This window comes from Paucimonas lemoignei (assembly GCF_004342585.1).
GTDB lineage: Bacteria > Pseudomonadota > Gammaproteobacteria > Burkholderiales > Burkholderiaceae_D > Paucimonas > Paucimonas lemoignei.
On sequence record NZ_SLZQ01000005.1, the window covers coordinates 274,478 to 292,639 of the forward strand.

Annotated in this window: 20 protein-coding genes; 9 read left to right on the top strand and 11 right to left on the bottom strand. The window is 57.0% G+C overall.

Translation table 11 applies throughout. The features are described from left to right. Positions 1–3: 3 nt before the first annotated feature. The 5 genes from EDC30_RS10340 to EDC30_RS10355 all read right to left on the bottom strand — a co-directional run bounded on the left by EDC30_RS10340 (position 4) and on the right by EDC30_RS10355 (position 4,819). Positions 4–579 carry a cytochrome c oxidase assembly protein gene (locus EDC30_RS10340; RefSeq protein ID WP_132258742.1) on the bottom strand — a complete coding sequence of 192 codons (576 nt, stop codon included), beginning with the start codon at positions 577–579 and terminating at the stop codon, positions 4–6. A 1-nt stretch (position 580) separates the two neighbouring features. Beyond that, the gene (locus tag EDC30_RS19745; RefSeq protein WP_243656719.1) at positions 581–688 is read right to left on the bottom strand and encodes a cytochrome oxidase small assembly protein; all 108 of its coding nucleotides are present in this window, start codon (positions 686–688) and stop codon (positions 581–583) included. 38 nt (positions 689–726) lie between these two features. After that, positions 727–2,328 carry a cytochrome c oxidase subunit I gene (ctaD, locus tag EDC30_RS10345; RefSeq protein ID WP_132258743.1) on the bottom strand — a complete coding sequence of 534 codons (1,602 nt, stop codon included), beginning with the start codon at positions 2,326–2,328 and terminating at the stop codon, positions 727–729. Between the two features lie 21 nt (positions 2,329–2,349). Next, complete coding sequence (gene coxB, locus EDC30_RS10350; protein ID WP_132258744.1) at positions 2,350–3,525, bottom strand: cytochrome c oxidase subunit II; 1,176 nt, start codon at positions 3,523–3,525, stop codon at positions 2,350–2,352. A 310-nt stretch (positions 3,526–3,835) separates the two neighbouring features. Further along, the gene (locus tag EDC30_RS10355) at positions 3,836–4,819 is read right to left on the bottom strand and encodes a methyltransferase domain-containing protein (RefSeq protein WP_132258745.1); all 984 of its coding nucleotides are present in this window, start codon (positions 4,817–4,819) and stop codon (positions 3,836–3,838) included. Between the two features lie 81 nt (positions 4,820–4,900). On the opposite strand from EDC30_RS10355, the gene EDC30_RS10360 reads away from it, so the two are divergent. From EDC30_RS10360 to EDC30_RS10370, 3 genes are all read left to right on the top strand, one after another. Continuing rightward, positions 4,901–5,659 carry a ComF family protein gene (locus EDC30_RS10360; protein WP_132258746.1) on the top strand — a complete coding sequence of 253 codons (759 nt, stop codon included), beginning with the start codon at positions 4,901–4,903 and terminating at the stop codon, positions 5,657–5,659. A 10-nt stretch (positions 5,660–5,669) separates the two neighbouring features. Further along, positions 5,670–6,140, top strand: a complete 471-nt coding sequence (gene trmL, locus EDC30_RS10365) for a tRNA (uridine(34)/cytosine(34)/5-carboxymethylaminomethyluridine(34)-2'-O)-methyltransferase TrmL (RefSeq protein WP_132258747.1) — start codon at positions 5,670–5,672, stop codon at positions 6,138–6,140. Between the two features lie 83 nt (positions 6,141–6,223). Further along, positions 6,224–6,715 (top strand): copper chaperone PCu(A)C, encoded by a 492-nt coding sequence (locus EDC30_RS10370; RefSeq protein WP_132258748.1) that lies wholly within the window; start codon positions 6,224–6,226, stop codon positions 6,713–6,715. Between the two features lie 82 nt (positions 6,716–6,797). Here the strand turns inward: EDC30_RS10370 and EDC30_RS10375 are convergent, their stop codons facing one another. The 4 genes from EDC30_RS10375 to EDC30_RS10390 form a co-directional block, all read right to left on the bottom strand. Continuing rightward, positions 6,798–7,646: a ferritin family protein gene (locus tag EDC30_RS10375; RefSeq protein ID WP_132258749.1), complete on the bottom strand. Its 849-nt coding sequence runs from the start codon at positions 7,644–7,646 to the stop codon at positions 6,798–6,800. 197 nt (positions 7,647–7,843) lie between these two features. Further along, positions 7,844–9,850, bottom strand: a complete 2,007-nt coding sequence (locus tag EDC30_RS10380; RefSeq protein WP_165973788.1) for an EAL domain-containing protein — start codon at positions 9,848–9,850, stop codon at positions 7,844–7,846. A gap of 722 nt (positions 9,851–10,572) precedes the next feature. Beyond that, on the bottom strand, positions 10,573–11,892 hold the full coding sequence (locus EDC30_RS10385) for an ATP-binding protein (protein WP_243656730.1): 1,320 nt from the start codon (positions 11,890–11,892) through the stop codon (positions 10,573–10,575). Continuing rightward, entirely contained in the window at positions 11,892–12,551 is a 660-nt protein-coding gene (locus EDC30_RS10390) for a response regulator (RefSeq protein WP_132258752.1), read from the bottom strand. The genes EDC30_RS10385 and EDC30_RS10390 overlap by 1 nt, the downstream gene beginning before the upstream one ends. Positions 12,552–12,862: 311 nt before the next feature. Between EDC30_RS10390 and EDC30_RS10395 the strand changes: the two genes are divergently transcribed. The 4 genes from EDC30_RS10395 to EDC30_RS10410 all read left to right on the top strand — a co-directional run bounded on the left by EDC30_RS10395 (position 12,863) and on the right by EDC30_RS10410 (position 15,771). Then, positions 12,863–13,606: an acyl-CoA desaturase gene (locus EDC30_RS10395; RefSeq protein WP_243656720.1), complete on the top strand. Its 744-nt coding sequence runs from the start codon at positions 12,863–12,865 to the stop codon at positions 13,604–13,606. Positions 13,607–13,698: 92 nt separating this feature from the next. After that, positions 13,699–14,640 carry a DnaJ C-terminal domain-containing protein gene (locus tag EDC30_RS10400; protein ID WP_132258753.1) on the top strand — a complete coding sequence of 314 codons (942 nt, stop codon included), beginning with the start codon at positions 13,699–13,701 and terminating at the stop codon, positions 14,638–14,640. Further along, positions 14,637–14,975 carry a chaperone modulator CbpM gene (locus tag EDC30_RS10405; RefSeq protein ID WP_243656721.1) on the top strand — a complete coding sequence of 113 codons (339 nt, stop codon included), beginning with the start codon at positions 14,637–14,639 and terminating at the stop codon, positions 14,973–14,975. The genes EDC30_RS10400 and EDC30_RS10405 overlap by 4 nt, the downstream gene beginning before the upstream one ends. 196 nt (positions 14,976–15,171) lie before the next feature. Next, entirely contained in the window at positions 15,172–15,771 is a 600-nt protein-coding gene (locus EDC30_RS10410; protein ID WP_132258755.1) for an HdeD family acid-resistance protein, read from the top strand. 106 nt (positions 15,772–15,877) lie between these two features. Here EDC30_RS10410 and EDC30_RS10415 read toward each other — a convergent pair whose 3' ends face one another. Then, positions 15,878–16,402: a hypothetical protein gene (locus EDC30_RS10415; RefSeq protein WP_132258756.1), complete on the bottom strand. Its 525-nt coding sequence runs from the start codon at positions 16,400–16,402 to the stop codon at positions 15,878–15,880. Between the two features lie 282 nt (positions 16,403–16,684). Here EDC30_RS10415 and EDC30_RS10420 point away from each other — a divergent pair, with 282 nt between their 5' ends. After that, positions 16,685–17,308: a class I SAM-dependent methyltransferase gene (locus tag EDC30_RS10420; RefSeq protein ID WP_132258757.1), complete on the top strand. Its 624-nt coding sequence runs from the start codon at positions 16,685–16,687 to the stop codon at positions 17,306–17,308. A 26-nt stretch (positions 17,309–17,334) separates the two neighbouring features. Then, entirely contained in the window at positions 17,335–17,556 is a 222-nt protein-coding gene (locus tag EDC30_RS10425; RefSeq protein WP_132258758.1) for a DUF3820 family protein, read from the top strand. 5 nt (positions 17,557–17,561) lie between these two features. Here the strand turns inward: EDC30_RS10425 and EDC30_RS10430 are convergent, their stop codons facing one another. Further along, positions 17,562–17,894: a thioredoxin family protein gene (locus EDC30_RS10430; protein WP_132258759.1), complete on the bottom strand. Its 333-nt coding sequence runs from the start codon at positions 17,892–17,894 to the stop codon at positions 17,562–17,564. Positions 17,895–18,162: the final 268 nt, after the last annotated feature.

Consider the following 18,162-nt stretch of genomic DNA (forward strand, 5'->3'; position numbering starts at 1 on the left):
CTGTCAGCTGGATTTCTTCGCCGGGCCCGCTACTTCAAAGAAAGTGTACGACAAGGTGATCGTCCTTACATCCTTCGGCAAAGCAGGGTCGATGTAGAACACCACCGGCATCTGCTTGGCTTCGTTCGGCCCCAGCGTCTGCTGTTTGAAGCAAAAACATTCCAACTTCTTGAAATGCGCCCCCGCCTGCTGCGGCGCATAACTCGGAATCGCCTGCGCATCGATCGGACGCGACTGCGTATTCACGACTTCGTACACGACCTGCGCCATCTCGCCGGGATGCACCTGCATGCTCGCCACCGTCGGACGGAAACGCCAGGGTCCCTGCGCATTGCCATCGAATTCGATGGTGATGGTGCGGCTCTTGTCGACCTGCGTATTGGCGACATCTTCCGCCGTCGCATTCATCGGCGTCAGCGTATTGATGCCGGTGATTTCGCAAATCTTCTTGTACACCGGAATCAGCGCATAGCCGAATCCGAACATCATGACCGCAACCACCAGCAGCTTGCCGAGCATCTGCGTATTCAGCTTGCGCGTCGGCTCCTGCTGTACATCCTTTTGCTCCGGGGTCTGCATATCAGCTGAACCAGATCCGCTTGGCGATCACGCCAAGAAAAAACACCAGTGCAATCGATGCCAGAATCAGGGCAGTTTTCAGGTTTTCCGGCTTTTTTTGCTGCGACATGCGTCTTGGGCGGACTCAAGGCCCGCCCCCTTACTCAATTACTTTACAGTCGGCGGCACTTCAAAGGTATGGAATGGAGCCGGGCTAGGCACGGTCCATTCCAGGCCTTCGGCGCCGTCCCATGGCTTGGCTTCAGCCGGCTTGCCGCCACGGATAGTCGGCAACACTACGGCGAACAGGAAGTACACCTGCGCCAGGCCGAAACCGAATGCACCGATGGAAGCCACCATGTTGAAGTCCGTGAACTGCGCCGGATAGTCGGCGTAGCGGCGCGGCATGCCGGCCAGACCCAGGAAGTGCATCGGGAAGAACGTGACGTTAAAGGTGATCAGCGACAGCCAGAAATGAATCTTGCCGCGGGTTTCGTTATACATGTGGCCGGTCCACTTCGGCGCCCAGTAGTAGAAGCCGGCGAACAGGGCAAACAGCGAGCCTGCCACCAGCACGTAGTGGAAGTGCGCCACGACGTAGTAGGTGTCCTGCAACTGGATGTCGATCGGGGTCACGGCCAGGATCAGGCCGGTGAAGCCGCCGATGGTGAACACGAAGATGAAGCCGACCGCGAACAGCATCGGCGTTTCAAACGTCATCGAGCCGCGCCACATGGTGGCGATCCAGTTGAACACCTTCACGCCGGTCGGAATCGCGATCAGCATGGTGGCGTACATGAAGAACAGCTGCGCTGTCACCGGCATGCCTGTGGTGAACATGTGGTGCGCCCAGACGATGAACGACAGGATCGCAATCGACGAAGTGGCGTACACCATCGATGCATAGCCGAACAGCGGCTTGCGCGCGAAGGCCGGGACGATGTGCGAGACGATGCCGAAGGCCGGCAGAATCATGATGTACACCTCTGGATGGCCGAAGAACCAGAAGATATGCTGGTACATGACCGGGTCGCCGCCGCCTGCCGCGTTAAAGAACGAGGTGCCGAAGTGACGGTCGGTCAGGGTCATGGTGATGGCGCCGGCCAGCACGGGCATGACGGCGATCAGCAGGTAGGCGGTGATCAGCCAGGTCCAGCAGAACATCGGCATCTTCATCAGGGTCATGCCGGGAGCACGCATGTTGAGGATGGTGACGATGATGTTGATCGCGCCCATGATGGACGAGGCGCCCATGATGTGCATGGCGAAAATACCCATGTCCATGCCGATGCCCATCTGGGTCGACAGCGGCGCATACAGCGTCCAGCCGGCGGCGGTGGCGCCACCCGGCACCAGGAAGGAGGCGGCCAGCAGGATCGCGGCCGGCGGCAGCAGCCAGAACGAGAAGTTGTTCATGCGGGCAAACGCCATGTCGGATGCGCCGATCTGCAGCGGAATCATCCAGTTGGCAAAGCCGACGAAGGCCGGCATGATCGCGCCGAACACCATGATCAAGCCATGCATGGTAGTCAGCTGGTTGAAGAATTCCGGCTGCATCAACTGCAGGCCAGGCTGGAACAGTTCGGAACGGATGCCCAGCGCCAGCACGCCGCCCGACAGCAGCATGATGAACGAGAACCACATGTACAGCGTGCCGATGTCCTTGTGGTTGGTGGCGAAGAGCCAGCGGCGCCAGCCATGCGGGTGGTCGTGCGCGTGATCGTGGCCGTGATCGTGGCCGTGTGCGTGATCGTGTGCAATAGAACTCATCTCAAACTCCTGATTTATTTATTACTTGCGCGCAGCCACAACTTCAGCTGGTTGTACGATGTTTTCCTGGGCCTTGTTCGACCAGCTGTTGCGTGTATAGGTGATCACGGCAGCGATTTCGGTATCCGACAGAGCATTGAACGAAGGCATGGCGCCCGGGTAGACCGGCGTGTCACGTCCTTTCAATACGGTCGTAATTTGCTCGGCCCTCGGTCCATTGACCACTTTCGAGCCATCCAGTGCCGGGAAAGCACCCGGCAAGCCCTTGCCATTAGCCTGGTGGCAAGCCACGCAGTTGGCAGTGTAGACTTGTTCGCCGCGCTGCTTGAGTTCGTCGACAGTCCAGACCTTGTTGGGATCATCCGCCTTGGCAGCCATTTCCTTTTTCTTGCCATCGACCCATGCGGTGTATTCGGCATCCGTCACGACCTTGACGACGATCGGCATGAAGGCATGGTCCTTGCCACAGAGTTCGACGCAGTTACCACGGTAAGTACCGACTTTTTCGGCACGGAACCAGGTATCGCGCACGAAACCGGGAATCGCATCCTGCTTGACACCGAAAGCCGGGATGGTCCAGCCGTGGATGACGTCGTTGGCAGTGGTGACGATACGGATTTTCTTGTTAACCGGGACGACCACTTCATTGTCGACCTCGATCAGGTAATTGTCGTTCTTGACCTTGGCCGGATCCTGGTCGCGCGGAGTAGCCAGGTTGGAGAGGAAGGAAATGCCGGCGCCCTCACCTTTCAGGTAATCGTAGCCCCACTTCCATTGCATGCCGGTCGCCTTGATGGTGATGTCGGCGTTCGACGTATCTTTCATGGCCACCACGGTCTTGGTCGCCGGCCATGCCATCAGGATAACGATGATGAAAGGCACCACCGTCCAGGCAATTTCCACGGAAATGCTTTCATGGAAGGTCGCGGGCTTGTGGCCAAGCGACTTGCGGTGCTTGAAGATGGAATAGAACATCACGCCAAACACGGCGATGAAAATGCCCAGGCAAATCAGTAGCATCATGTTGTGCAGCGAACTGATTTCTTCGGCGATTCTCGTAACCGGCGCCTGCAGGTTCAGTTGGCGCACGGCCGGACCACCTTGGCTGTCGCCGACGTTGACCGCCCAGGCCGGCATCGCGGCCGCCATGCCCAGTACATAAGGCATTAACGATTGAAGGCGCTTTGCATATTTCATAGTTTCCTCAAAAGCCCAAAATTAGAATTTCGCTCTGTTTTTATTGCTGCACGGCACAACGGCACAATGAGACCTTCTTTTGCCACCAGTCGCGCCTTTGAATTTTTTCGTCCGCGTTTTTGCCTGTATTCACTAGCTTCTTGACAGGGCAAGCAGCACGCAAATCGGCCAGGATAAAGCCGAACGAGTATAAGGGGGAAATGGCAACATTATCAAGCAAAAATACATTTCTCAGCCACAATATTGTTCCCGAAAGCATTGACTTAAATCAACTTTTACCAGGGGCTGCGGCTGAGTGTGCCGGTTTTGGTCATTTTCGGCGCGGCTCGAAACGAATGATAGCCTCGCCGGTAGCGGTAGTGCGCGCTTGCGGCCGGAAAGCGTGCCCATAGATGATTTCGAAGCTCAGGCCAAGTTTGCCATCCGGCCGGCGCATTCCTTCCAGTGTATCCATCACGCGACGCCAGGCTTGCCGGCTGCACAAGCCGCGGCGGCGGGTTGCCAGCGGGTTGCCGCCCCAGGCACGCGCATCCGCCAGCAGCTTGTCGGCTGTGTCGTAGGTGACCGTAATCGTTTCCATATCCATCACCGGAGTGGCAAAGCCGGCATTGACCAGCATGTCGCCGAAATCATGCATGTCCACAAAAGGCAGAGTGTGCGGCGCTGCATCGAGGACGGCAAAGGCGTCACGCAATTCCTTGAACGTGTCAGGGCCAAAGCAGGAAAACATGAGCAAGCCGTCGGTACGCAGCACGCGGTGCCATTCGGCGAACACCTGGTCCGGCTGCGGATGCCAATGCAAAGCCAGATTTGACCAGACCAGATCCACGGCATTCGCGGCCAGGGGCAATCGGGCAAAATCGCCGGCGGCAAGCAACGGTCCGCCCGGACGCATCGACTGCGGCAGGAATTTGCCCAGCAAGCGATTCACCGACGTCATTGCCCCAAGCTGGCGGATTTGCGCAAGGGCCAGCATGGCTGGCGCGGCATCGAAGCCCAACAAGCGCGCCTGCGGATAAGTGGTTTGCAGCACCGGCAGATCGGCGCCTTCGCCGCAGCCGGCATCCAGCACGTCTTGCGGCGTCAGCTTCACCAGCGCGAGCCGCTCATGCATGCGCTGCGCGACTTCGCGGCGCAGGAATTGCGAATCCTGCACGCTGGCGGGGTTCGCGAACGCGTGTCGGACAGTAACTAGGTCGATCGGGGCGCTGAACTGATTCGACGGAGTGGGGGAAATCGGTGGTGCCACGGGGAATCGTAATAATCGGTGCGATAATGGAAAACTTTTGAACATCCTGCCCTGCATGCTGCCGCATCCGGATTCAGGCAAGGGTGGCCTAGTTTACACGCTTACTTGCCTGATAGCCGACTTTCCATGGTTTTCGACACGCACTTGTGGATACAGAGCTTGCTGCAGCGGCTGCCGCAATTGCTGCCGTCTTCCTGCGCCTTGTGCGGGGCCGGCGGCGCGGAAGCGATTTGCAAAGGCTGCAAGACGGCATATTTCGGCAAACCCATGGCGCGTTGCCGGCAATGCGCAGCCGTTTTGCGCGGAACCGGAATAGAGGATGGCCGCTGCGGCGATTGCGTGATGCTGCCGCCGGCATTCGATGCCACGATTGCCGCCATTGATTATCTGCCACCGGCGGATCAACTGGTGCTGGCATTGAAATTCGGCGGTCGCCTCGCTCTGGCACCCGTGCTTGCGCAATTGCAGCGCGACGCCTTGCTTGACCAGCAAGCTGCGACGACGTTGCCCGACTGGATAACGGCAGTACCGCTTGGCCGGCGGCGGCTGCGAGAACGTGGATTCAACCAGGCGCTGGAAATCGCCAAGCCGCTGGCACGCCTGCTCGGCTTGCCGCTCTACCCGCACTTGCTGCAACGCCGACGCGAGACCGCGGCACAATCCTCGCTGCAGCGCGACGAGCGGCAGGCGAACCTGCGCGAGGCATTTGCCGTGTCGCCGGCTTTTGCCGACACGGTGCGCGGCAGGCATGTCGCCGTGGTGGATGATGTATTGACTACCGGCGCCACGCTCAATGAAGTCGCCGCCACGCTCAAGCGTTTTGGCGCGGCGCGCGTCACCAACCTGGTCTTCGCCCGAACCTTGCACGGGCACGCCAAGCAATAGGAGTATCACCTTGTTTCACGTAGTTCTGGTCGAACCTGAAATTCCGCCGAATACCGGCAATGTCATTCGCCTGTGCGCCAACACCGGGGCGCAGCTGCACCTGATCGAGCCGCTCGGTTTTCCGCTGGACGATGCCCGGATGCGTCGCGCCGGTCTCGATTACCATGAATATGTGACGATGAAGGTGCATCCCAACTGGGATGCTTTCCTGGCAGCGCATAATCCCGATCCGGCACGCGTGTTCGCCATGACGACGCACGGCTCGACGCCGTTTGCCTCGATCGCCTTCCAGCCGGGCGATGTGTTTGTATTTGGTTCGGAAACGCGCGGCCTCGATCCCGCGCTGCGCAACAGCTTTGCGCCGGAACAGCGGATTCGTCTGCCCATGCGTCCGGGTAACCGCAGCTTGAATTTGTCGAATACGGTCGCAGTCGTGGTGTACGAGGCTTGGCGCCAGCATGGCTATGCCGGCGGCGCATGACTGCGTCGATGCCAGTCTTAACAAGCTTGCTATAATCTTCGGCACTTCACTGCCTCACGCATTCACTTCACATGACATCTGCCATGCAACTGCGCTTCTTATTTGCCGCCCTGCTCGTGATCGGCACTCCCCTCCAGGCACGTGACTATCAGGCGGGCAAACTGCATCTCGAACAGCCGGTGGCCCGGCCAACCAGGCCAGGACAACCGGGCGCTGCCACCTATGTCACGATTGAAAACCGCGGCAACACTGCCGATCGGCTTGTCAGCGCCAGCACGCCGATGGCAGGCAAGACGGAAATCCATACCATGACCATGGATGGCGGCGTGATGCGAATGCGCGAAGCCGGTGAAATCCTGATCGCGCCCGGGACTTCCATCGTCATGCAACCGGGCGACGGCTATCACATCATGCTGATGAACCTGAAACAGCCACTGAAAACCGGTGAAGAGTTTCCCCTGACGCTGAATTTTGAAAAGGCGGGCAAGGTCAAGGTTTCGGTCGAGGTGACCGACAAGATCGGCAACATGCAGCAGCAAGGACACCCGGCTGCCCCCCGCCCACCTGGACATTGATTTAGAATGAACCAATAAAAAAGCCGCAGCTTGTTGCCGCGGCTTTTTTGTTTTACGCCTCGGGCTCACGGCCCGTCAGCACTCAGGCCGGTTGCGCGCCTGCCATGCGGGTGGTGATTTCCTTGCGATAGCGGTTCAAGTCCTGCACGGATTCGAAGGTACGCTCGAACAGCAGCGACAGGTTATGCAGAATGCGATCCACCACTTTCTTTTCCCATTCGCTGTCGAACTTGATCTGGCCATCGAGCCAGCGTTCCAGCCAGTCAGGATCAGGCAGGCGGCTCTGCACGGTATCGTTGGGGAACAGCGCTTGATTGACGTGCAGGTTGGTCGGATGCAGCGGCTTTTCGGTGCGACGCGCAGAAGCCATCAAGACACCGATCTTGGCAAATGCCGCACGCGCGGAATCACCCACTTCGTTCAAGGCTTTTTTCATATAGCGCAGGTAAGCGCCGCCGTGGCGCGCCTCATCCTGGCTGATGGTCTTGTAGATGTGCTTGATGACCGGTTCGGTGTGCCATTCGGACGCACAGCGATACCAGTGATTCAGGCGAATCTCGCCGCAGAAATGCAGCATCAGCGTTTCCAGCGCCGGTGCCGGATCGAATTCGAAACGCACATTGTGCAACTCGGCTTCGGTCGGCACCATGTCCGGACGGAAGCGGCGCAGATATTCCATCAGCACGAGCGAATGCTTTTGTTCTTCAAAAAACCACACTGACATGAAAGCGCAGAAATCGCTGTCACCCCGGTTATCGCGCAAGAACATTTCCGTTGCAGGCAATGCCGACCATTCGGTGATTGCATTCATCTTGATGGTTTCGGCTTGCTCGTCGGTGAGCTTGCTGGCGTCAAACTGGTCCCATGGAATATCTTTTTCCATATCCCAGCGGACCTGTTCGAGGGATTTGAACAATTCTGGGTACAACATATACAGAGATGCCTTTGAAAATTGGATAAGCCTTTGATTTTACCAAGAAAAACACTTGCCGGCACATGCATGCCAGTCCGGAAGAGGAATATGCTGCGCTAACACAACCCTGTCATGCCGCCGTCGCGCTGGCATGCTAGACATCGTCCGCCATCCCACCTCAGAAAGCATTGCCATTTTCATATGCCCGATGCCAGTCAGCTCACGGCCAACATATGTTCCTGATGCCATTGCCGGAATTGCTCTGCCGGCATGGGCTTGCTGAGCAAATAGCCTTGCCCCAGGTCGCAATCGCATTTGCGCAGCAGATTGAACGCGGCTTCGGTTTCAATGCCTTCGGCGACCACCTTGACGCCAAGACGCTTGCCGAGCGCAATCACGGTTTCGGCAATCGCCAGCGACCGGCTATCGGTATCGATATTGCGGATGAAGGATTGGTCGACCTTGAGTTTGTCGAAGGGCAGGCGCGCCAGCCGGCTGAGACTGGAATAGCCCGTGCCGAAATCATCCAGTGAAATCTGCAAGCCGAGGTTTTTCAGGCTGCTCAGGGTCTGGCTGGCTTCGTCGACCTGCTTCATGACGGCGCTTTCCGTCACTTCCAGTTCGAGGCAATTGGGATCGATGCCGGAGGCAGCCAGCGCATCCGCGACGCACTGATAAAAATTGCGCGACCTGAACTGGATCGGCGAGACATTGACGGCGATGCGCAACGGCGGCATGCCTTGCATGCGCCATTGCCGCACCTGGCGGCAGGCTTCCTGGATCACCCAGGCGCCCAATTGATTGATGACGCCATTGGCTTCGGCCACCTGGATGAACTCATCCGGCTGCATCACTTCGCCATTGGCTTGCGGCCAGCGGATCAGCGCTTCGGCGCCGACGATGCGGCGGCTGCGCGTGTCGACCACCGGCTGGTAATGCAGTTCGAATTCATTCTGCTCGATGCCTTGGCGCAGTTTTTGTTCGATGGCGATGGCACGCTGAATCCTGTTCTGGATGGCCGGCGTAAAGAACTGGTAGCCGGCATGTCCGCGTTCGCGCGCATCGCGCATGGCGGCATCGGCATGCGCGATCAGCGTATCGATGTCGCCGCCATCATCCGGAAACAGGCTGATGCCGATGCTGGGTGACGCCGACAAGGTGACGTCGCCTGACTGGCAGGGTTGCCGCAATACCGTGAGCAAGTGCGCGGCCGAATTGGCCACGTCCTGCTCCGATTGCACATCGCTCAGCACGACGACGAATTCATCGCTGCCCATGCGCCCCACCAGATCGCTGCCGCGGACATTGTTGCGCAAGCGCTGGGCGATTTCCTTCAACAGGCAATCGCCTGCCTCGCGGCCATAGGCATCGTTCAAGGACTTGAAGCGCTCCAGATCGAAAAACAGCACGGCCAGGCGCTTGTTGCTGCGCTTGGCGGCAGCCAGCAGCAAGGCGCCGAATTCGTACACCAGCGCACGGTTGGGCAAGCCGGTGAGCGTATCGTGCTGTGCGGCATGCCGCAGTTTTTCTTCGGCGTTTTTTTGCGCCGTGATATCCATGGCGACAGCGCATACGCCGAGCAATTTATCGGAGTTCCGGTGATTAACCGGAAAACGGGCAGTGAAAAACGTGCGCCGCTCGCCGTTCTTGGTCGGCACTTCCTCGACCTGGCGCAGGATTTCGCCGCTACGCAATACCTCTTGATCGCTATGCCAAAGCTGGTCGGCCACATCGCGCGGAAAGAGTTCATACACATTGCAGCCGACCACACTGTCGCGTGTCTTGCCCAAGGTATCGAGCAAGCCGCGATTGGCCATGACCAGCCTGCCATGTTCATCCTTGATTGAAACCAGCGCCGGCGAATTGTTCAGAACGCTATGGAGCTGCGATTGACTATCCATCGTATCGGCAGCCGCCGTATCAAACAGCATGGCGACCTGCCGGGCAGCCTGCCAACGCCCGCCCAAGGCGCTGCTGGCCACCCCGGCGGCAAGCATCAGCCACAATGAAGGCAGCGATGATTTGAGCGCGGCCATATCGGCAGGCGCTCCGGAGAGCCACCAAGCGGTGGCTGCGCCAAGTAGCGTGGCAGCGATGCCGGAAATGAATCCGCCGAAAAGCGCAGCGACAATGATGGCGGGAATAAACCAGACGAAAGGGGACGATGCCGATCCCAGTCCGGTAGGTTGTACTGCCTGAAAAACATTAGCGGTAGCGAGCACTGCGATGATGACTACCAGAGCGGCATCAATGGACCGCTTGGAGGTGAGGAACGTCTTTAAATTTTTTAAGTACATTGATTAACAACGAACAATTGGCACAGCGTCCATGTTCAAGTCCAATGGAAAGACAAAAAGTTCTCTCCCCCTGATGCCCTAAACTTCAAGGATGAATAAGAACCATAAAATATGGAGCAGTAAGTGGGCAATAAGCGCACATCGATGACGCCAGCTCGCTGTCGTGCAGCCGCGATTGCTATCAAAGTTGCTAGCAACCAGCATTTGCCGCAGGGAAAGCAAAACTGCTTTTACTGCCTAGAAACGGAAAGATTTGACCAATGACACTATGGCTAAGTTCGCCTAATGTTCACGTTTTGCATTGACGGGAGGGAAAATTTGGCGAAAGCAATTCGCCATGGAAATAAATTTAAATTGCCGAAGATAAAGAAGTTTTCTTCAGGCAAAAAAAAGCCTCCTATTCAGGAGGCTTCGAAAAAAGGCCCGGTATTGCCTTCATCGCTTTCCCTGCTTGCTTGTTGCTTGCTGTCTCCACCCAGTCTCGCTCAAGCCTAGCGCGTTTTGCTGCGCATCAAGGAATAGGTTCATAGTGCATGATGCAGCTTAGGCGAATCTTAAAAGTCTGTTCTTCACCACAAGAAATTTAAAAAACCCCGAAAATTAGGCGAACTTGGCAACAAGTAGTAGCGAAATAGTCAATTTTTCGACTAATGAATGCCTTCAGGCAACGAAAAACTAACCTTGACTGCCAAACCTCCTAACGCAGCTTGCCCCAGTTCGAGAGTTGCATAATACCGGTCAGCAATCGCTTTCACGATCGCGAGTCCCAAGCCGCTGCCGCTGACATTGGTGCCGGGAACACGGTAAAACCGGTCAAAGATCCTTTCCCGGTTCTCCGGGGGAATGCCAGGCCCGGAATCTTCGACACACAAGACGGCGACGTCATTATCGCAATGCAGCTTGACGTGGACTGCCCCTCCCTCGGGGGTATAGCGGATCGCATTATCCAGCAGGTTGCGCACAAGCATTCTGAGACTTTCGGCGTCGGCCCGCACCCGCGTGTTCGGCAGCGTACCGAAATGCAACTCGATCTGGCGCGACAAGGCCAGCGGCGTCATTTCATCGGCGGCTTGCTCGACGCAGTCGGCCAGCGAAACCAGCGTACCGGGCGCAGGATCGGACAAGGGATCCTGCCGGGCCAGCGTCAGCAGTTGTTCCAGCAAATGCGAGGCGCGGTCGACCCCGCCCTGCAAACGTGTCACGGCCTGCGCGCGTGCCGTCTCATCCTTGGCGCGCGACAGCGTCTTGACCTGCAGGGTGAGCGCCGTCAGCAATGAGCGCAATTCATGCGCGGCATCGTCGATGAAATGCTTTTGCGCCTGCAAGGCTTGCACCATGCGCCCCATGAGCGAATTGACTTCAGCCACCAGGCGCGAGACTTCCTGCGGCACGCCGGTGGCATCCACCGGCGCCAGCGAATCGGCATTGCGGCCTGCCAGGTCGCGGCTGATGCGATCCAGCGGCGCCAGCGCCGACGTCACCACCCACCATACCGTGCCCAGCAAGAGCAACAGCACGGGAATCGATGGCCACAATGAATTCATCGCCAGCGAAATGGCGCGGTTGCGCCGGGCGTCGAGCTTTTGCGCCACCTGGATCATGCGCGTCTCGTTGCGCACGCCATAGACGCGCCAGTCGCCATTGTCGAGCGTGACATTCGAGTAACCGAGCACGCCCTGATTGGGCAGCACGCTATAGCGGCGCGACTGGTAGACGCGCACGCCATCCTCGGTCCAGATCTGGATCACGAACTCAAACGCATTGTCATTATCGTGCGGCGAGGAATACCACTGCTCCTGCTGGAAGGGACTGTCCTGCAAGGCCAGCGCCATTTGCTGCATGTGATAGTCGAAGAGCTTGTTGGCCTGCGTCATGGCGGTGCGAAAGGAAGTAACGAACTGCACCGCGGAAGCGGCGATGATCGCCACGCCCAGCAAGAGGATCAGGCGGATACGCAACGAGCGCATCACGTCTTTTCCACCATGTAGCCGAGACCGCGCACGTTGACAATGAATTGCGAGCCGAGCTTCTTGCGCAAGCCGTGGATATAGACTTCGACCGCGTTGCTTTCGACATCGGCCGACCAGCCATACAAGCGCTCCTCCAGCTGCGCGCGCGAGAGGATGGCGCCGGGCCGCGCCACCAGCGCATCCAGGATCGACCATTCGCGCGAAGACAGCAAGACCTGTTTACCGTCCGCCAGTACCTGGCGCGTTTCGCAATTGACGGTGACATCGCCCTTGCGGTACAGCGCTTCGACGCCGCCGCGCGCGCGCCGCACCAGCGCATGCAGGCGTGCCAGCAATTCTTCCAGGTCGAAGGGCTTGAGCATGTAATCGTCGGCGCCGCTATTCAAGCCCAGCACCCGCTGCGCCACCGTATCGCGCGCGGTCAGCACCAGCACCGGCAAATTGTTTTTCCGCGCACGCAAGCCGCGCAGCACATCGATGCCATCCTTTTGCGGCAAGCCCAGGTCGAGCAACATGGCGTCGTAACTGCCGGCTGCCAGTGCCGCTTCGGCGTCGGCGCCGCCGCGCACCCACTCCGCGCTGACACCCTCTCCTTCCAGTGCGATCTGAATATTTTCGCCGATCATGAGATCGTCTTCGACCAGCAATACCTTCATGTGAATCCTTTACAAACTGCCCTTGGCGGGCCATGCATCAGTCGTAGATTGTAGGCGTGTAGGTGCCACGCTGCAAATTTCAAGGAAAGGCGAACTGGAGACACTGGCGCCTGTTAAATAGATGACTTTATCAAAAATAAATTTCTCGTGAGAAATAACATCCTGTTGATTTCGTAATAAGGGGATAAAAGCCATTCTGTTTCTCATATTAAGCAGACAACTCAACGCTTACAGTAGCGCCTGTAAATCAATCCGGGCTGGCCATGGGCCACGCCGGCATTCGCAATAACTACACTACAGGGAGCAATTACATGTACAGCGGATTCATCCAGCTCACGCCGATGGCCAAGTTCCTGATCATTATGGTATCGATGCAGATCAGCTTTATGGCAGTCAGCCTGTATCTGCATCGCGGCCTGACGCATGGCGCAATCAGCTTTCACCCGGTGCTGAGCCATTTCTTCCGCCTGTGGCTGTGGTTGACCACCGCAGGCCTGGTACGGAAGCAATGGGTTGCCGTGCATCGCAAGCACCACGCCAAGTGCGACACCGTCGACGATCCGCACAGCCCGCAAATCCATGGCATCGGCAAGCTGCTGACCCAGGGCACGCTGCTCTATCGCAAAGCCGCACGCTGCAAGGAAGTGGTGCAGATGTATGGCCTGGGCGTGAAGGAAGACTGGATGGACCGCGTGATCTACGCCAAGCATCCGTTCATCGGCGCACCGCTGTTTCTGATCATTGAAATGATGCTGTTCGGCGTATCGACCGGCGCCATGATTTGGATTTTCCAGGTCATCACGGTGCCCTTCTGGGCATCCGGCTTCGTGAATGGCCTGGCCCACTATCTCGGCTATCGCAATAACGTGACCCGCGACGCATCGCGCAACCTCATCCCGCTCGGCATCTTCCTCTGCGGCGAAGAACTGCATAACAATCACCATGCCCGTCCGGGTTCGGCCAAGCTGTCGCAGAAGTGGTGGGAGTTTGATATGGGTTGGGTCGCGATCCGCCTGTTCTCGCTGGTCGGTCTTATCAAAGTCAATCGGATTTGATCAATTAATGAACATGTGACTAGGCGCATTGCCTAAGCGGTCGGTGGTCTTTACTGTAATAGTATTTTCTTTCGCGATGACACAGGGTCTCGATGAAATACAAAGACTATTACCAGGCATTGGGCGTCGACCGCAACGCTTCTACGGACGATATCAAAAAGGCATATCGCAAGCTTGCGCATAAGTATCATCCCGACGTTTCCAAAGAGCCCGAGGCGGAACAGCGATTCAAGGAAGTCGCTGAAGCCTACGCTACGCTGAAAGACCCGGAAAAGCGCCAGGAATACGATCAACTCGGCAAGCGCCCGGCCGGCACGGACTTTTCCCCGCCGCCGCAATGGCAACAGTACTACGGCGCCGGCGCTTCTGCATTCGATGACGTCGACATGTCGGACTTCTTTGGCGCATTCCATTCCGGCGGACGTAGCAGCCCTGGGCGTGGTCGCAGCGCCTCGCCTTTTCCGGGGCAAGACTTTGAAGTCGCCGTCGCCGTTCCCGTTGAAGCCATTTATAGCGGTGGCGAAACGGAAATTTCCGTGGACATACCCGAATATGACGCACACGGTTTGCCCCATCGCGTCCCTCGCACTTTTCGCGTCAAGATTCCCAAGGGCGCAACCGAAGGGCAGCGCCTGCGTCTTGCCGGCAAAGGCGGCCCGGGGCGACATGGCGGCAAACCCGGCGATCTGTATATCGTGCTGGGAATTGCCCAGCATCCCTGGTACCGCGTCAGCGGACGCGACCTTTATCTCGACTTGCCGTTGGCGCCATGGGAAGCGGTCCTCGGCGCCAAGGTAGAGATCCCTACGCCCGGCGGCAAGATAGAACTCAACATCAAGCCCGGCACCACTGCCGGCCAGCGCTTGCGCATCCCCGGCCGCGGCTTGCCATCTTCCTCGGGCAATGGGGATTTCTTTGCCGTTGTACGTATCGAAGTGCCTAAACAGGCTGGGAAACGCGAGCAGGAATTGTATGAAGCACTCGCAGCCGCTTCCAGCTTCAACCCTCGTAGGCACTTCGACGGCGGAGGATGATGATGGTCAACGTTGCAGATTGGCTATGGCTGAACGACGAAGGTTTCTGTTCAGCCCAGCACCTGCTGGAATATTCAGGCCTGGCAGCAGACGAACTCGATGACTTGGTGGAAAACGGCGTCATTACGCCGATTGATAAAACTTCGCGCCCCCAGTCATTCCAATTACATTACATTTCCGTCGCAAGACTCGCGCGCCGCTTGCGCGACGATTTCGAATTGGACCGGCGCGGCATCACCCTGGCCATGACGCTGATTAACCGCATTAACGAACTCGAATCTGAGCGCAACAGATTGCGCGCTCGCCTTATCCACAACAGAGCGAATTACGGCTAAGAAGTTTTCCAGAATACACAAGGGACTTGCCTGGCAGCTGCCCCTTGTTTTATTTCTGCCCTTCATTAAAACGATCCGCTACCACTCTTACTGCTCCTGAAATTTCGTCTTTCTTGACGACAGACAGGGCGCATTGCTTTGACAGTCCGACACTATCAAATTTCAAGTGCAATTCTCGCGATAAGGAAATAGGCAAATGAATGACACACTATTGCGATCCTGGTGGGTGGCTGCCCTGCGTGGCGTCATTGCGATTCTGTTTGGCGCCGTTACCTTGTACTGGCCTCAATTAACCTTGCTGGTGCTTGTGTCGCTGTTTGCCGGCTTTGCCATATTCAGCGGCGTAGTTTCCGTGGCGGGCGCCATCAAGAATCATACGCACGATGATCACTGGTGGCTTTTCCTGATTATTGGCCTGGTCGGCATCGGCGCAGGCGCCATCGCCATCATCCATCCCGCCATCACCGCCGTGGTATTGACCATGCTAATCGGCGCCAATGCCTTGGTGACCGGCATCCTCGACATTGTCGCGGCCATTCGCTTGCGCCGTGAAATTCGCGGCGAATGGCTGCTGGTCTTGAGCGGCATGGCTGCCGTCGTCTTTGGCATCCTCGTGTTTCTTTATCCTGTCAGCGGCATCGTGGCGATCATCGGCCTGGTCAGTGCCTATGCATTTATTACTGGAATCCTGTTGATCGCGGCGGCATTCCGCTTGCGTGCGCTCAGCAAATCGACTCGTCGCGAACGCCGCACCACGCCGGACCGGCGCTTGTCGGTAAGGCAGGCTCATCCATGACGTATACGTTTAGCACCTGAAGCAGAATTCCTGAGCAAAAAATAGCGGCGCCTCAACAGTCATATTGAGGCGCCGCTTGTTTCATGTGGCTTCAATGCACGATCAATTAAGCGCGGAAGTAAACGCGTGCCCTGCCCTTGCCTTCATCCTGCACCTTGCCTGCCTTGAGCATCTGGTTGACAGCCGCAACCAGGCGCGAGCGCAACTGACGATTTTCTTCCGCCGTTGGCTTGAATGGCAGTTGTGAAGCGGCGGCGTTCAGCAAATCCGTCATGGATTGCCTTTGTTCGGTAATCAAGTTCGGGAAGAAATCGCCACCGGTCGACGGCATGCGGGTCTCGCCGCGGCCTTTGCGGCCTGCGCGCTTGCCAGTCTTTTTGGCAGCGCCGGCGCTGGTAGCGGCACTGGCGCGGCTAGCGGCCGCTTTTCCGGGTTTGCGGCCACGACGGGATTTTTTCTGTTGGGTGACTTCTTCCAGGTCCAGATCGGCATCGTCTTCATCACCGATCGCATCCAGCTGATCGATCGCCGCAGTCAGCGCTTCGACACGCGCCTGATAATAAGCGAGCCCGGATTGCACGTGCGCAAGCTCCGCGCTCAGGGAAGATTTAGCAGTACTGATGTTTGACATTGCGCCTCCTGGAATACAGTTAATATGAATGTGTAGCCAACTCATTCTATTGGCGTCAGTAATTTGTGGATTTGCTTTGACTCATAAATGCAATATAAATTCATACAAATAACAGCACTCATACTGAGCTTGAGTACTGTGATGCGGACTTTTTGAATCAATTCATGCAATGCAGCGCCAATACAATTGGCATGCACGCTGTATTAGCAAATTAAAATATTCCTCAACCCGTGTATTAAGTCGCACACATATCAAAGCGACAATGATAGAGGCGTCGACCGCATGAATCAGGATTCATACAACAGTATTGCTACTCAATGGGATGCCGCAAGGACTGCATTCTTCGGCAGAGAGCGCGAATATCTCGATACGTTCTTGGCAGACCTTCCCGAGACTTTCCTCATTCTTGACGCCGGCTGCGGCACAGGAAGACCGATGGCGGAATATGTCATTTCACGCGGATATAAACTGGAAGGAATCGACCAGTCGTCAGAGTTGCTTGCAGTAGCCAGGAAAAGATTTCCGACATGCGCCTGGTCACTTGCGAAGCTGGAAGATTATCCTTTTACCGGCCAATACGGCGGCATCATTTGCTGGGATGCCTTGTTTCATATCGAACGCGGCTATCATGAAAGTATTTTGCAGCGCATGGCGACAAGCCTTGTTCCGGGCGGCAGGCTGATGTTAACGGTTGGCGGATCAGACCATCCGCCGTTTATTGATTGTATGTTTGGCCGCGAGTTTTTCTATGATTCATTCCCACCTCATACAGTCGAGCAAATGATCACGACACTCGGCCTGGAGATACTGCTTGCCGAATTCATGAATTTGCCGACCGATGGACGAGACAAGGGACGCTACGCCATCGTCGCCGCGAAACCATCACTGTCATGTAGCCAGTCTTAACTACCCAGACCTATACCGACTTCACCATGCAGCAAGAGGATCTACAACACCTGGTCAGCTGGACTATGCCATTCGGGAAATACAAAGGCCGCTTGCTGGCGGATTTGCCCGGACATTATTTAGGCTGGTTTGCAAGAGAAGGTTTTCCGCCGGGGCAGATCGGCGCTTTGCTCGCGCTGATGTATGAACTCGATCACAATAACTTGCGGCACTTGCTCGATCCATTGCGCCAGCCACGACGTTCCTGACAATGTTAAGCAGGCTTATCTATCTGCGACAGCGCCTGGCGAATGGAGTCGGCATCGTCAGGACGAACCAGGCGCGCGACTTCTCGGCCGCCATCAAGAAAAATCAGCGTCGGCCATAACTTGACGGCATAGGAGCGGCCCAGCCTGCGGCCCTTGCCATCTTCGATCTTGATATGACGGACTTGCGGGTGCTGCGCCATCGCCGCGGCCAACGGCCCTTGCGCCGCCTGGCAGAAACCGCACCAAGGGGCGCCGAATTCAACCAGCGTCGGGCCCGCAAGTCCATCGACTTCTTCGCGTGTCGGCTCGATGGCCGCAAATGTTGTATTCATTGCCATGGTGGAGGCTCCTCGCTTGGATAATGAAGTGGCATGTCAATTGCGCATCATCATTCGGATATCTACATTTCATTGAGACGGCAAGGCATGGCTTGCCGTTATCGCTATGATATTCTCGTTTATGCCATCGCGTATGCCGCAGCAGTTCGCTGACAAGAGGAAATGCAGAGGCGCAGGGAATTGAGGTAGCATGCTGCCTGCATAGCGATCCGGTCGTACGCTCTTCATCCTTTCGACAAGGAGACGCGACGCGCCAAAGCCGCACATT